The following is a 12,592-nucleotide window of genomic DNA, read 5'->3' as shown; positions in this document are numbered from 1 at the left end:
ATAAGAAGGAACGTAGGGCGTACAACCGTTCGCGGTTGTACGCCGATACTCCGTGCTTCGCCGCCCGCGACAAAACCAGGCTCAAAGCACGTTCGGATCAAGGTTACGCCCTGCTCTGACGGCGGGAATGCCCCGGCGTCCTGCCTTCCGCTACCGTCAGATCGGTTCAGCGCGTCCTGCGCTTCAGACCGACTCCACCTGACGGCGAAAACTGAAATAACGGCGTAGCGCATCGACCAGCTCGACGTACTCCATCGGCGGCGCCACCAGGCTGAAGCCGGAGTCGAAGTTGCCTGGATTGACGTCCTCGCGGCACCACTGGCACGTCGCGGAGAACTCGATCAACTGCAGCTTGCCGTCATGGCCGGGGATTTTCAGGCGCATGTCGAAGCGGCCGCCCACCAGCATCGGCAGCTGGCTGATCAGCAACATCCCGTCCAGCGAGACGTTGCCCAGGTAACCCATCGGTTTGTCGGTGATGCTGTTGAACACCTTCAGGTAGTAGGGCAGCTGATGGCGCTCGATGTGTCGTGAATGGCGCATAATGGCGTTTCGCTATGAAATATCGTCCAGTATGGCAATGCCGCCCACTTGGGGCCAGTCCTAACGACAACCTTCCGCCAGGCGCGCTTCCAGCTCGCGACGGGCGGCGTCGATCTGTGCATCGCTGTAGTAGGTGCGCTTACCGTCGCTCTCCTGCGTGAAGTAGCGACCGCCCAGACTGAGGTTGTTCAGGCTCTGCTGCCACTGCGCGCACTGGGCGCTCAGCTTGGCCTGCTGCTCGGTCGCCTTGGCTTGCGCGGCGGCCTGCTCGTCACGACGGGCATCGTAGAAGCGGGCGGTGCGCTTCTCCCGCTCGCGGGTCGCCGCGTCACGCTCGACGACCTGGGGCTTCACTTCGATGCGCTGCGCCCCCGGCGGTGGGGTTTCGCTGAAATGCACCTTGCCCTGCGCGTCAGTCCAGCGATAGATATCGGCACTCGCCAACAGGGGGAAACACCAGACGCAGAGCCACAGGGCACGCATTCCAACCTCCTCCGTGAAGTCACTCCATGAGAGTAGCCAGCGATCGGGAGCGCTCAAGTTCGCCACCGACCGGCGGTCAGGGCGTGACCGGATAACTGCGCGCGGTATCGCCGGGCAGACGGCCATTCAGGCGCAGCGTTTCCAGCCGTGCCTTGGCGCGGTAAGCATACTCGCTGGTCGGATAGCGGGCGATGATGAACTGGTAGGTCTGTGCGGCATCGACGAAGAATTTCTGCCGCTCCAGGCATTGCCCGCGCAGCATGGAGATCTCCGGCTGCAGCCAGGGGCGCGCGCGGCTCTTGCGCTCGGTTTCCGAGAGTTCGAGCATGACCCGGTCGCAATCACCGTTCTTGTACGAGCGATAGGCATTGTTCAGGTGGTAGTTCATCGACCAGCTGGTGCATCCGGTAACACTCAGGAGCAACAGCAGGGTGGCCAGGGTTCGCATGGGCATATCCTCCGTTGGGAAGTGTATCGGCCCGTCTTGGCCGTACTGAAGCCCACCACTAGACTGGCGCGGATCACGCCCCGGCGCCAAGGAGATGCCATGCGCTCAGCTTTCGCCCTGCCCTTCGTGGTGCTCCTCCCCCTGCTCGCCGCCTGCGCCCCCACCACGCCGCTGTTCGTCGCCCAGGTCACCACCGGTGAAGTCGCCGAATACAAGCAGCTGAAGAACAAGCGCATGACCGCCGCGGTGGAGGATGAAGGCGACCTGCTGACCTACAGCGCCCAGGCCATCCGCGACAACAAGAGTGCCGAGGCCGAACAGCTCTACCTGACCGGCTACGACAACACCCGCTACAGCCCGGAAGTGCGCGCCATCGCGCTGTACCAGATCGGCCTGATCTACATGAGCCGCTTCAACGACCAGCGCGACGATACGAAGGCGCTGCAGTACTTCGAGCGCATCGACCGCGAATTTCCCGGCACCCAGGCCGCCGCCCACGGCGACGCGCGCATCCTGGTGATCCGCCAGCGCGCCAAGGACCCGGTGCAGAAAAACGCCCGCGAGCTGCTGGCGGAATGGAAGCCGCAGTACAACCTCGACCTGAACAAGCCCAGCCTCGACCCGGACATGACCCTGCTGTCGCGCCGCGCGGTGCTCAAGGACCGCGTCAGCGAAGCCGCACAGCTTTACCTGCTGGGCGCCAACGACCCGGCCATCCCGCCGGACATCCGCGAAAAGGCGCTGTACCAGCTCGGCCTGATGTACATGGCGCCGGACAACCCACACGCCGACCGCGACCAGGCCATCGCCTACCTGCGCCGGCAACTGGCCGAGTACCCCAACGGCGATCTCGCCGACAAGGCGGCGCGCCACCTCGATCAGGCGCTGAACCAGAACAGCCGGCGCAACTGAGGGCTGCTTCCCGTGCGCAGCGCTGACCCAGGTCAAGCGCTACGCGCTAGGCTTGGACTGCAATGGTCGCAGCCCGCGCGAGGAAGCCGACATGAAACTCCAGCACCTGCTCGTCGTCATCGACCCCACCCGCGAAGACCAGCCCGCGCTCACCCGCGCCCAGTGGATCGCCGAACGCAGCGGCGCCCGCCTGGAACTGCTGGCCTGCGAGTTCAACCCGGCGCTGGACAACAGCCTGCTGCTGGACCCGAACGACCTCGAACGCGGCCGGCAGAGCCTGCTTGAGCAACGCCTGACCTGGCTCGAACAACTCGCCGCGCCGTTGCGCCAGGCCGGCGTCGAGGTGAAGTGCCAGGCGCGCTGGGGCAAACCGCTGCACCGGCAAGTCGTCCTGCACTGCGAGCAGAGCCAGCCCGACCTGGTGCTCAAGTCCGCGCACCACCACAGCCTGCTCAAGCGCCTGGTGCTGACCAATCACGACTGGCAACTGATCCGCCATTGCCCGCAGCCGCTGTGGCTGGTGCAGCATGGCCAGTGGCGCGGCGAACGCCTGTGCGTGGCCCTCGACCCGCTGCACGCCAGCGACAAGCCGGCGGCGCTGGACCACCGCCTGATCGGCGTGGCCCGCGAGTTCGAGCAGCACCTGAAACTGCAGGCGCACTACCTGCACGCCTACGTCGCGCTGCCGCAAACCCTGGCGTTCAACGCCGAATTGCTGGCCAACTACGACGACTACGTGCAACGCACCGCAACGCATCATCGCGAAGCCTTCGACGCCCTGCTGGCGCAGTACCCGGCCATCGACCGCACGCGCACCCAGCTGGGCCAGGGTTTTGCCGAAGAGGTGATCCCCGCCTGCGTGCGCGCCAAGGGCATCGACCTGCTGCTGATGGGCGCGGTCGCCCGTGGGCAGCTCGACAATGCGCTGATCGGCCAGACCGCCGAACGGGTGCTCGAAGAAGTGGAATGCGACCTGCTGGTGATCAGACCTGTCACCTGAAAGAGAGTAAGATGGCGCCCTGGCCGTCCCGGACCTGCTCCGGGGCCGGCCTGACCGCTGCTTTCCCCTAGGAGTCCCGCATGTCCCTTCGCCGCACCAAGATCGTCGCCACCCTCGGCCCAGCCAGCAACTCTCCCGAAGTGCTGGAGCAGCTGATCCTCGCCGGGATCGACGTCGCCCGCCTGAACTTCTCCCACGGAACTCCCGACGAACACCGCGCCCGCGCCAAGCTGGTCCGCGACCTGGCCGCCAAGCACGGCCGCTTCGTCGCGCTGCTGGGCGACCTGCAGGGCCCGAAGATTCGCATCGCCAAGTTCGCCAACAAGCGCATCGAACTGGCGGTCGGCGATACCTTCCGTTTCTCCACCAGCCACCCGCGCACCGAAGGCAACCAGCAAGTGGTCGGTATCGACTATCCGGACCTGGTCAAGGACTGCGGCGTGGGCGACGAACTGCTGCTGGACGACGGCCGCGTGGTCATGGCGGTCAAGGAAGTGAAGGCGGACGAGCTGGTCTGCGAAGTGATCATCGGCGGCCCGCTGTCCGACCACAAGGGCATCAACCGCCGTGGCGGCGGCCTCACCGCGCCGGCCCTGACCGAAAAGGACAAGGCCGACATCAAGCTGGCCGCGAGCATGGACCTGGACTACGTCGCCGTGTCCTTCCCGCGTGACGCCAAGGACATGGAATACGCCCGCAGCCTGCTCACCGAAGCCGGCGGCACCGCCTGGCTGGTGGCCAAGATCGAACGCGCCGAAGCCGTGGCCGACGACGAAGCCCTGGACGGTCTGATCCGCGCCAGCGACGCCGTGATGGTGGCCCGTGGCGACCTGGGCGTGGAAATCGGCGACGCCGAACTGGTGGGCATCCAGAAGAAGATCATTCTGCACGCGCGCCGCTACAACAAGGCTGTGATCACCGCGACCCAGATGATGGAGTCGATGATCCACAACCCGATGCCGACCCGCGCGGAAGTCTCCGACGTGGCCAACGCCGTGCTCGACTACACCGACGCCGTGATGCTCTCGGCCGAGAGCGCCGCCGGCGAATACCCGGTCGAAGCGGTCCAGGCCATGGCCCGTATCTGCGCCGGCGCCGAGAAGCACCCGACCACCAAGAAGTCCAGCCACCGCCTGGGCCAGACCTTCGAGCGCTGCGACGAGAGCATTGCCCTGGCGGCCATGTACACCGCGAACCACTTCCCGGGCATCAAGGCGATCATCTGCCTGACCGAAAGCGGCTACACCCCGCTGATCATGTCGCGCATCCGCTCCTCCGTACCGATCTTCGCCTACTCCCCGCACCGCGAAACCCAGGCCCGCGTGGCACTGTTCCGTGGCGTGGAGACCATCCCCTTCGACCCGGCAGCCCTGCCGCCGGAGCGGGTCAGCCAGGAAGCCGTCGACGCGCTGCTGCAGCGCGGCGTGGTGACCAAGGGTGACTGGGTGATCCTGACCAAGGGCGACAGCTACACCACCCAGGGCGGCACCAACACCATGAAGGTGCTGCACGTGGGCGACTTGCTGGTCTGATCCCTCGCTGTCTGCATGTAAAGAAAAAAGGCCGCCTCTCGGGGCGGCCTTTTCATTTCGGGTTGCTCAAAGGACAACCAATGCGCTGAAACCCAGGCGCAGTGCGGCTTAGGCACCTTGGCCCCAAGCTTATCCACAGCACCCTCCACACCTTATGTGGGCAACCTGCCGGATGTCGCTCAAATACCGCTCAATCCCCTGAAGGCCACGGCTGACGTGGGGTAGCCGGGTTGCCCCAAAGCTTATCCACAGCGCGTTCCACAGATTGTGTGGGCAACCGGGTGCATCCGTAGGGCGTACAACCGTTCGCGGTTGTACGCCGATACACCTCACTCCGTCCCTGACGCCAAGGCCAAGCCCGAAGCGCACTGAGACCAAGGCCAAACGGCGGATAACGTCGAACGTTATCCGCCCTACGTTCAGCCGTAACCTGTAGGGCCAAGGGGGACGCCCAGTCCTTGCTCGCGAACAGATTTCCCGGCAGCACAGGTGCCAAGCGGTTCGCGAGCAAGCTCGCTCCTACAGGAACTTCGAGAAGTCCGGCTGGCGACGCTGGGTAAAGGCGCTCAGCGCCTCCTGTGCTTCCGGCGAGTGCAGGCGCTCGACGAAGAGTTGTCCCTCCTCTGCCACCACCTGGCGCAACTGCTCGATGTAGGGCGCCTTGAGCAGGCGCTTGCTCAGGGCCACCGCCGCCGGCGGGAGTTGCTGCAGCGCCAGGCAGACCTCGCGGGCACATTCGATGGCGGCGGCGCCGTCGGCCAGCGCTTCGTTGGCGATGCCGTACGCCACCGCCTGCTCGCCGGTGAAACCTTCACCGCGCATCAGCAGGCTGGCTGCCTTCACCGGGCCAACCAGGCGCGGCACCAGGAAGCTGGAGCCGAACTCCGGGCACAGGCCGAGGTTGACGAAGGGCATCTTGAACTTGGTGGCCTGGGCGACGAAGACCTGGTCGCAGTGCAACAGCAGGGTGGTGCCGATCCCCACGGCGGGGCCGGCCACCGCCGCGACCACCGGCTTGGTGAAGTCCATCAGCGCGCGCATGAAGCGGAATACCGGGCTGTCCGGGCCGCTGGGCGGCTGCTGGAGGAAGTCGACGATGTCATTGCCACTGGTGAAGCATTCGGCGCCGCCGGTGATCAGCACCACGCGCACAGAGCGGTCCGTCTGCGCAGCCTCCAGGGCCTCGGCCAACGCGGAGTACATGGTGCGGGTCAGCGCATTCATCTTGTCCGGACGGTTCAGGCGCAGGGTCAGCAGGCCCTGTTCACGTTCGACGAGAATCTGTTCGCTCATGGCAAATCCTTCTTATTGGACTTCTATTTGTTGGGGCCGCGCACCGCTTCAGGCGTGCGGTAGGAATAGGTCAGCCAGCGTCTGGCCGCGCGGTACGCCACAGAGGTAGAGGCGGCGGGCGAAGGCATCGACGCTGTCGGGGTGGCCGCAGAGTAAGGCGATGCTCCGCCGCGAAACAAGCCGGAGTTGCGCCAAAACTTCGGCCGACTCGGCCGTGGTCATCAGCGTCACCTCCAGCTCCGGGTGCGCCGCGGCAAGCTCGCGCAGCGGTTCGGCGAGGTAGTGGCCGGCGTTGTCATGGGCCTGGTGAATGACCCGTATCGGACCGGCGTGATGCTGGCGCAGCGCCTCGCGCAGCACGCCCCAGAGCGGCGCCAGGCCGGTTCCGGAGGCCATCAGCAGCAGCGGTCGCTCGTGCCATTCGGGATCATAGTGCAGGGCGCCGCCGCGCAGCTCGCCCAGGCGTACGCTGTCGCCCGTCTTCAACTGGCGGGCAAAGTCGCTGAAGGCGCCGGGCAGACGGCAATCGATGTGGAACTCCAGCCAGGGCTCGACGCCCGGCACGCTGGCCAGCGAGTACGGCCGCGCCACACCCTCGGCGCTCCAGAGGATCAGGTGCTGCCCGGCGCGGTAGCGCAACGGGCGCTGCGGCGTCAGGCGCAGACGCAGTACGTCCGACGCCGGCCAGTCCAGCTCGGCGACGCTGGCGGGCAGGCCGTCACGCTGCGGGTCGAAGACGTCCACGGCCAGGTCTTCGATGACCCGGCACTGGCAGGACAACCGCCAGCCCTCGTCGCGCCGTGCGGCTTCCAGCGCGTCGGGTTGCGCGTCGAGCACTTCGCCCCGGGTGCAGCGCACCAGGCAGGCGTGGCAGCTGCCGGCACGGCAGCTGTAGGGCACGGCGACGCCGGCCCCGTGCAGGGCATCGAGCAGGTTGACTCCGGGGGTTACCGAAAAGCGTTGCGATCCGGCCTGTATCTCAGGCACGCGTCCACTCCCATGCGGCATCGCAGCGGTTACGTCCGCTGCGTTTCGCACGGTAGAGCGCCTGGTCGGCCCGTTGCAAGGCCTCGTCGAGATCGTCGGTCGGCTCCAGCAGGGTCATCCCCGCCGAGAGGCTCAGCACTTCGATATTCACCCCAACCGGCTCGGCGGCGGCGTAGGCCATGCGCAGCCGTTCGCAGCAAGTGCCCAGGCGGTCAGCGTCGGCATTGGGCAGCAGCAGGACGAACTCCTCGCCGCCGTAGCGCGCCAGGATGTCACCCTCGCGCAGGCAGGCCCGCGCCACCGCGGCGAAGGTCTGCAGCACGCGGTCGCCGGTGGCGTGGCCGTGGACATCGTTGATGCGTTTGAAGTGATCCAGGTCGATCAGCGCCAGGCCGTGGCGCTGGCTCGGCTGCATCTCGTCCAGCGCGCGGCCGGCCAGACGCAGGAAGTGGCGGCGGTTGAACAGGCCGGTCAGCTCGTCGGTGGCCACCAGGTCTTCCAGCTGGCGCATCATCCCACGCAGCGTGTCCTGGTGGGCCTGCAGCGCATAGCGGCGCTGGCGCATGCGCTGGCGCAGCGCCTGGACATAGCCGGCGAACAGGCTGAGCCAGACCAGCACGATGAACAGCACCAGCAGTTGCAGAATCGCCTGGGCGGGCAGCTCCAGGCGCTGCTGGAAGGCCTCCCCCAGGTTCAGGCCGGCGAAAGCGATGAATGCCAGCGCCGCGCAGCGGGCGAACACCCTGGGCCGCAGCTGGAATACGCCGAACAGCAGAATCAGCACGTAGAACACCATCAGGGTGCCCCGTGCGGTGTCGACGTTGGCCAGGAACAGCGTGTGCCAGAGGAGCGCGACCAGCACCTGCGGCTCGGTCATGCTGGGGTCGGAGAAGCGCTGGTTACGCCCGGTGAGGAACAGCCAGAAGAAGATCAGCTGGCTTGCCACCACCAACAGGGTGCAACCCAGCGCGAAGAAGATGGTGCCGCGAAAGAACTCACCGAATACCGCCATCCAAAGCAGCAGCTGCACCATCGCGTAGGTGCCGACGGCCATGCCGAATCGCCTGATGAGTAGTTTTTGTAAGGCGCGCTGTTTCAGCAGTGTGCTCATGGGGCTCCGTCCCGTAATGGCACCTGGCCTCCACTCTACTATCAAAGCGCCCCGGCGCCTAGCCGATCGGAATGTGGGCGATCACAGTCTCCTGTGACCAAGGTCGGATCACTGGCGCGTGCGCGGCAAGCGGCCGCAGCGGTATACTACGGCGCCTTTTTTCGCCGGAACCGTGCCGGCGAACTCCCGACGTAACAGGCCTCGCGCCTGTAATACCTGCCTGAAGAGGACCGTGCTCCATGGCCGTGATCAAGCAAGACGACCTGATCCAGAGCGTCGCCGATGCCCTGCAGTTCATCTCCTACTACCACCCGGTTGATTTCATCCAGGCCATGCATGAGGCCTACCTGCGTGAAGAATCGCCGGCCGCCCGGGACTCGATGGCGCAGATCCTGATCAACTCGCGCATGTGCGCCACCGGCCATCGCCCAATCTGCCAGGACACCGGCATCGTCACCGTGTTCGTCCGCGTCGGCATGGACGTTCGCTGGGACGGCGCCACCATGAGCGTCGACGACATGATCAACGAAGGCGTACGTCGCGCCTACAACCTGCCGGAGAACGTCCTGCGCGCCTCCATCCTGGCCGACCCGGCCGGCGCGCGTAAGAACACCAAGGACAACACCCCGGCGGTGATCCACTACTCCATCGTCCCGGGCAACACCGTGGAAGTGGACGTCGCGGCCAAGGGCGGCGGCTCCGAGAACAAGTCGAAGATGGCCATGCTCAACCCGTCCGACTCCATCGTCGACTGGGTGCTGAAGACCGTTCCGACCATGGGCGCCGGCTGGTGCCCGCCGGGCATGCTCGGCATCGGCATCGGCGGTACCGCCGAGAAGGCCGCGGTGATGGCGAAGGAAGTCCTGATGGACGAGATCGACATCCACGAACTGAAGGCCCGCGGCCCGCAGAACCGCATCGAGGAACTGCGCCTGGAGCTGTTCGAGAAGGTCAACCAGCTGGGCATCGGCGCCCAGGGCCTGGGCGGCCTGACCACCGTGCTCGACGTGAAGATCATGGACTACCCGACCCACGCAGCGTCCCTGCCGGTCTGCATGATCCCCAACTGCGCCGCCACCCGCCACGCGCACTTCGTGCTCGACGGCTCCGGCCCGGCCGAACTGGAAGCGCCGTCGCTGGACGCCTACCCGGAAATCGTCTGGGAAGCCGGCCCGAGCGCGCGCCGCGTCAACCTCGACAGCATCACCCCGGAAGAAGTGCAGAGCTGGAAACCGGGCGAGACCATCCTGCTCAACGGCAAGATGCTCACCGGCCGCGACGCCGCGCACAAGCGCATGGTCGACATGCTGAACAAGGGCGAAGAGCTGCCGGTGGACCTCAAGGGTCGCTTCATCTACTACGTCGGCCCGGTCGATCCGGTCGGTGACGAAGTGGTTGGCCCGGCTGGCCCGACCACCGCGACCCGCATGGACAAGTTCACCCGCCAGATTCTCGAGCAGACCGGTCTGCTGGGCATGATCGGCAAGTCCGAGCGCGGCCCGATCGCCATCGAGGCGATCAAGGACAACAAGGCTGTCTACCTGATGGCAGTGGGCGGCGCCGCCTACCTGGTCGCCCAGGCGATCAAGAAGTCCAAAGTCCTGGCATTCGCCGAACTGGGCATGGAAGCGATCTACGAGTTCGAAGTCAAAGACATGCCGGTGACCGTTGCGGTCGACACCAATGGCGAGTCGGTGCACATCACCGGCCCGGCCATCTGGCAGAAGAAGATCGCCGAGAACCTGGCGGTGGAAGTGAAGTAACCCTTCACCTTCGCGCCATGAAAAAGCCCGGCCATGTGCCGGGCTTTTTCATGGCTCAAAGTGCGGTTTCCAGTGTCGACTGGATGGCCTCGGTGCGCTCCTCGATCTGGGTCGCGGCCGAGGCCGGCTTGAAGTTGATATTCAGCACGCCTGACTCGAAGGCCACGCCGGCCCGATAGTCGCCAGTCCCAGCGCTGCCGGCGTCGTAGCGTATGACGATGCGCTTGAGCTTGTCCTTCATCGCCTGTTTGCCCTGGGCATAGGAAGTCAGCATCTCCAGCGCCTCGGCAAGCGGTACGAAGTAGACGTTGGTCCAGTAATCCTCGGTGCCATAGTGTGCCGCCTGCCCCGGCAGAGCGATGCTGTCCCAGTCCACCTCGACGGGCACGGCAAAGCCGGCGGAAACATGGATATCCCGCAACTGGGAGACAAAGGCCCCGCGCTGGTAGGCGGCGATGGCTTCGCGCTCGACGGCGGTGGGCTCGGCGACCGAGAGGCCTGCGATGCCGCCACCCAGCAGCACGGTAGCGAGTAACGAACGTAACCTGGATGACATGGGGAACTCCCGGGAAGGTAGCGATGGCCGAGTCTAGAAAGGCCACGCCACATTCCGGGATCGGATAATTCGGCAATATCCGTGAGCGGCGACCGAATCAGGAGGCGCTACGTGCCACCAGGCTCAGCTCCGTCACCCTGTCGCGCCGCTGGGCGAGGAAGCGCGTGCAGCTCACCCGCAGGAAGGAGGCGAAGTTCACCACCTCCCCGCGGTAGTCCATCACTTCGTCGTAGAGCTTGGCGATCAGCTGGTTGGTGGTCATGCCGTCCACCTCGGCGATCTCCCGCAGGATGTCCCAGAACTGGTTCTCCAGGCGCAGCGTGGTGACCACGCCACGGATGCGCAGCGAGCGCGAGCGCGACTCGTAGAGAATCGGGTCGGCCTTTACATAGAGTTCGCACATGGACGGCTTCTCCAGCGTCGAGGACGGGCCAGTTTACAGGCTGATCCTGGTGCCCAGCACTTCGAGGAACTTCGCCAGCCAGGCCGGGTGCGCCGGCCACGCGGGCGCGGTGACCAGGTTGCCGTCGACGTGGGCGGCGTCCACCGGGATGTCCACATACTCGCCACCGGCAAGCTTCACTTCCGGGCCGCAGGCCGGGTAGGCGCTGCAGGCGCGGCCCTTGAGCACGCTGGCGGCGGCCAGCAGCTGAGCGCCGTGGCAGACGGCGGCGATGGGTTTCTTCGCGGCGTCGAAGGCTTTCACCAGCTCGATGACCTTGGCGTTCAGGCGCAGGTATTCCGGAGCGCGGCCGCCGGGGATCAGCAGCGCGTCGTAGTCCTCGGCGCGCACTGCGGCAAAGTCAGCGTTGAGGGCGAAGTTGTGCCCGGGCTTCTCGCTGTAGGTCTGGTCGCCTTCGAAATCGTGGATGGCGGTACGGATGCTCTGGCCGGCCTTCTTGTCCGGGCAGACGGCGTGGACGGTGTGCCCGACCATCGACAGTGCCTGGAACGGCACCATGGTTTCGTAGTCTTCGGCGTAGTCGCCGACCAGCATCAGGATCTTCTTCGCGGCCATCGTGGGCATCCTCCCGGCAGGGCCCGGCCGTGGTGACCGGGCATGCGGAAGAGCTTAGTCAGTCGCGAAGACAGCGGGTAATACGCCGCTACTACACCGCCACCGACAGTCGAGCGAGGCGCTGCTTCCGATGGTATGCCCCACCGGCCAGGGAGAGAAAAACGCCGCACATAGGGGCACCGACAAAAAACGGCCAGGCTCCTGCCTCGCAATCGGAACCTGACCCAAGATCCGAGGTAAGAACGCCACAGGAGCAACCGCTCGCCCTCTTGCATGTCCCGATCGACGTGCCCCTGCATGCCTGAGCGTTGCCTGACCGTCCGCTGCCGGAAGCGTCCTAGAGTCCAGCACGATATTTCCGGTACCCATCCACCCCGGAGTAATCCCTCAAGACTTCCCCTTAACCTCGCAAGACAGGCGCACCAATGAAGGTGCGCCTGGGCAACAGCTCCCATTGTCGAGGTACAAATAAATGAAACCAGCAACATCCTGGATCACCGCCCTCCTGCTCGCCTTTTCCCTCAGCGCCTGCTCAACGGTGGATGCGGGCAATGGCGGACCAGGCGAGATGGAAATCCGCACGGGTCGCATCGAACAGATATCCCGGACCCAGATGCAGACCAACCACGACAGCGGCGTTGGCGCCGTGCTCGGCGGCGTGGGCGGCGCGGCGCTTGGCAGCCTGATCGGTCACGGTACGGGCCGGGATGTGGCGATGGTCGCCGGCGCACTCGGTGGCGCACTGGGCGGCAACTACGTGGAGAAGAAGCGCTATGACCAGCCCAAGGAAGCCCAGCAGGTCATCGTGCGCATGAAGAACGGCGTGCTGGTCTCGGTGACTCAACCGGTCAACCCGAGCCTGGCAACAGGTATGCCGGTGTTCATCGAGGGCAGCGGCAACGAGGCGCGAGTCGTTCCGCAGAGCTGACCGGCCAGGGCGCCTCCT

14 protein-coding genes are annotated in these 12,592 nt (G+C 65.7%); 5 read left to right on the top strand and 9 right to left on the bottom strand.

What is annotated here, in order from left to right; all coding sequences use genetic code 11:
• Positions 1-183 precede the first annotated feature (183 nt).
• From ACNFBT_RS00520 to ACNFBT_RS00510, 3 genes are all read right to left on the bottom strand, one after another.
• Entirely contained in the window at positions 184-543 is a 360-nt protein-coding gene (locus ACNFBT_RS00520) for a PilZ domain-containing protein (RefSeq protein ID WP_416745482.1), read from the bottom strand.
• Positions 544-603: 60 nt separating this feature from the next.
• On the bottom strand, positions 604-1,026 hold the full coding sequence (locus ACNFBT_RS00515; RefSeq protein ID WP_416745480.1) for a DUF4124 domain-containing protein: 423 nt from the start codon (positions 1,024-1,026) through the stop codon (positions 604-606).
• Between the two features lie 76 nt (positions 1,027-1,102).
• Positions 1,103-1,474 (bottom strand): tetratricopeptide repeat protein, encoded by a 372-nt coding sequence (locus ACNFBT_RS00510; RefSeq protein WP_416745478.1) that lies wholly within the window; start codon positions 1,472-1,474, stop codon positions 1,103-1,105.
• Between the two features lie 99 nt (positions 1,475-1,573).
• On the opposite strand from ACNFBT_RS00510, the gene ACNFBT_RS00505 reads away from it, so the two are divergent.
• The 3 genes from ACNFBT_RS00505 (at position 1,574) to pyk (ending at position 4,918) form a co-directional block, all read left to right on the top strand.
• Positions 1,574-2,386 (top strand): tetratricopeptide repeat protein, encoded by an 813-nt coding sequence (locus tag ACNFBT_RS00505; RefSeq protein WP_416745476.1) that lies wholly within the window; start codon positions 1,574-1,576, stop codon positions 2,384-2,386.
• Positions 2,387-2,477: 91 nt separating this feature from the next.
• Positions 2,478-3,386: a universal stress protein gene (locus tag ACNFBT_RS00500; protein WP_416745474.1), complete on the top strand. Its 909-nt coding sequence runs from the start codon at positions 2,478-2,480 to the stop codon at positions 3,384-3,386.
• Between the two features lie 80 nt (positions 3,387-3,466).
• The gene (gene pyk, locus ACNFBT_RS00495; protein WP_416745472.1) at positions 3,467-4,918 is read left to right on the top strand and encodes a pyruvate kinase; all 1,452 of its coding nucleotides are present in this window, start codon (positions 3,467-3,469) and stop codon (positions 4,916-4,918) included.
• 519 nt (positions 4,919-5,437) lie between these two features.
• Here the strand turns inward: pyk and ACNFBT_RS00490 are convergent.
• From ACNFBT_RS00490 to ACNFBT_RS00480, 3 genes are read right to left on the bottom strand one after another with little or no spacing between them, the layout of a single operon-like run.
• Positions 5,438-6,211 carry an enoyl-CoA hydratase-related protein gene (locus tag ACNFBT_RS00490; protein WP_416745470.1) on the bottom strand — a complete coding sequence of 258 codons (774 nt, stop codon included), beginning with the start codon at positions 6,209-6,211 and terminating at the stop codon, positions 5,438-5,440.
• 48 nt (positions 6,212-6,259) lie between these two features.
• Positions 6,260-7,198, bottom strand: a complete 939-nt coding sequence (locus ACNFBT_RS00485; RefSeq protein WP_416745468.1) for an iron-sulfur-binding ferredoxin reductase — start codon at positions 7,196-7,198, stop codon at positions 6,260-6,262.
• Positions 7,191-8,309 (bottom strand): diguanylate cyclase domain-containing protein, encoded by a 1,119-nt coding sequence (locus tag ACNFBT_RS00480; protein ID WP_416745466.1) that lies wholly within the window; start codon positions 8,307-8,309, stop codon positions 7,191-7,193. Before ACNFBT_RS00480 ends, ACNFBT_RS00485 begins: the two co-directional genes overlap by 8 nt.
• Positions 8,310-8,548: 239 nt before the next feature.
• On the opposite strand from ACNFBT_RS00480, the gene ACNFBT_RS00475 reads away from it, so the two are divergent.
• The gene (locus ACNFBT_RS00475; RefSeq protein ID WP_416745463.1) at positions 8,549-10,072 is read left to right on the top strand and encodes a fumarate hydratase; all 1,524 of its coding nucleotides are present in this window, start codon (positions 8,549-8,551) and stop codon (positions 10,070-10,072) included.
• A gap of 55 nt (positions 10,073-10,127) precedes the next feature.
• On the opposite strand, the gene ACNFBT_RS00470 is transcribed toward ACNFBT_RS00475, so the two are convergent.
• From ACNFBT_RS00470 to ACNFBT_RS00460, 3 genes are all read right to left on the bottom strand, one after another.
• Positions 10,128-10,628 carry a hypothetical protein gene (locus ACNFBT_RS00470; RefSeq protein ID WP_416745461.1) on the bottom strand — a complete coding sequence of 167 codons (501 nt, stop codon included), beginning with the start codon at positions 10,626-10,628 and terminating at the stop codon, positions 10,128-10,130.
• A gap of 97 nt (positions 10,629-10,725) precedes the next feature.
• Positions 10,726-11,031, bottom strand: a complete 306-nt coding sequence (locus ACNFBT_RS00465; protein WP_416745459.1) for a ribbon-helix-helix domain-containing protein — start codon at positions 11,029-11,031, stop codon at positions 10,726-10,728.
• Between the two features lie 33 nt (positions 11,032-11,064).
• Positions 11,065-11,646, bottom strand: a complete 582-nt coding sequence (locus ACNFBT_RS00460; RefSeq protein WP_416745457.1) for a DJ-1/PfpI family protein — start codon at positions 11,644-11,646, stop codon at positions 11,065-11,067.
• 472 nt (positions 11,647-12,118) lie between these two features.
• Between ACNFBT_RS00460 and ACNFBT_RS00455 the strand changes: the two genes are divergently transcribed.
• A complete protein-coding gene (locus ACNFBT_RS00455) occupies positions 12,119-12,574 on the top strand; it encodes a glycine zipper 2TM domain-containing protein (RefSeq protein ID WP_416745455.1) in 456 nt (151 codons plus the stop codon).
• Positions 12,575-12,592: the final 18 nt, after the last annotated feature.

The organism is Pseudomonas sp. NY15181, assembly GCF_048068055.1.
Taxonomy (GTDB): domain Bacteria; phylum Pseudomonadota; class Gammaproteobacteria; order Pseudomonadales; family Pseudomonadaceae; genus Pseudomonas.
Note: the sequence above shows the minus strand (reverse complement) of the source record. Positions and strands in the feature narration are given on the sequence as shown.

Bases quoted from the DNA above. Each gene is read 5' to 3' on its own strand.
- ACNFBT_RS00520 (WP_416745482.1), bottom strand. From the start codon at position 543: ATGCGCCATTCACGACACATCGAGCGCCATCAGCTGCCCTACTACCTG.
- ACNFBT_RS00515 (WP_416745480.1), bottom strand. From the start codon at position 1,026: ATGCGTGCCCTGTGGCTCTGCGTCTGGTGTTTCCCCCTGTTGGCGAGT.
- ACNFBT_RS00510 (WP_416745478.1), bottom strand. From the start codon at position 1,474: ATGCGAACCCTGGCCACCCTGCTGTTGCTCCTGAGTGTTACCGGATGC.
- ACNFBT_RS00505 (WP_416745476.1), top strand. From the start codon at position 1,574: ATGCGCTCAGCTTTCGCCCTGCCCTTCGTGGTGCTCCTCCCCCTGCTC.
- ACNFBT_RS00500 (WP_416745474.1), top strand. From the start codon at position 2,478: ATGAAACTCCAGCACCTGCTCGTCGTCATCGACCCCACCCGCGAAGAC.
- pyk (WP_416745472.1), top strand. From the start codon at position 3,467: ATGTCCCTTCGCCGCACCAAGATCGTCGCCACCCTCGGCCCAGCCAGC.
- ACNFBT_RS00490 (WP_416745470.1), bottom strand. From the start codon at position 6,211: ATGAGCGAACAGATTCTCGTCGAACGTGAACAGGGCCTGCTGACCCTG.
- ACNFBT_RS00480 (WP_416745466.1), bottom strand. From the start codon at position 8,309: ATGAGCACACTGCTGAAACAGCGCGCCTTACAAAAACTACTCATCAGG.
- ACNFBT_RS00475 (WP_416745463.1), top strand. From the start codon at position 8,549: ATGGCCGTGATCAAGCAAGACGACCTGATCCAGAGCGTCGCCGATGCC.
- ACNFBT_RS00470 (WP_416745461.1), bottom strand. From the start codon at position 10,628: ATGTCATCCAGGTTACGTTCGTTACTCGCTACCGTGCTGCTGGGTGGC.
- ACNFBT_RS00465 (WP_416745459.1), bottom strand. From the start codon at position 11,031: ATGTGCGAACTCTATGTAAAGGCCGACCCGATTCTCTACGAGTCGCGC.
- ACNFBT_RS00460 (WP_416745457.1), bottom strand. From the start codon at position 11,646: ATGGCCGCGAAGAAGATCCTGATGCTGGTCGGCGACTACGCCGAAGAC.
- ACNFBT_RS00455 (WP_416745455.1), top strand. From the start codon at position 12,119: ATGAAACCAGCAACATCCTGGATCACCGCCCTCCTGCTCGCCTTTTCC.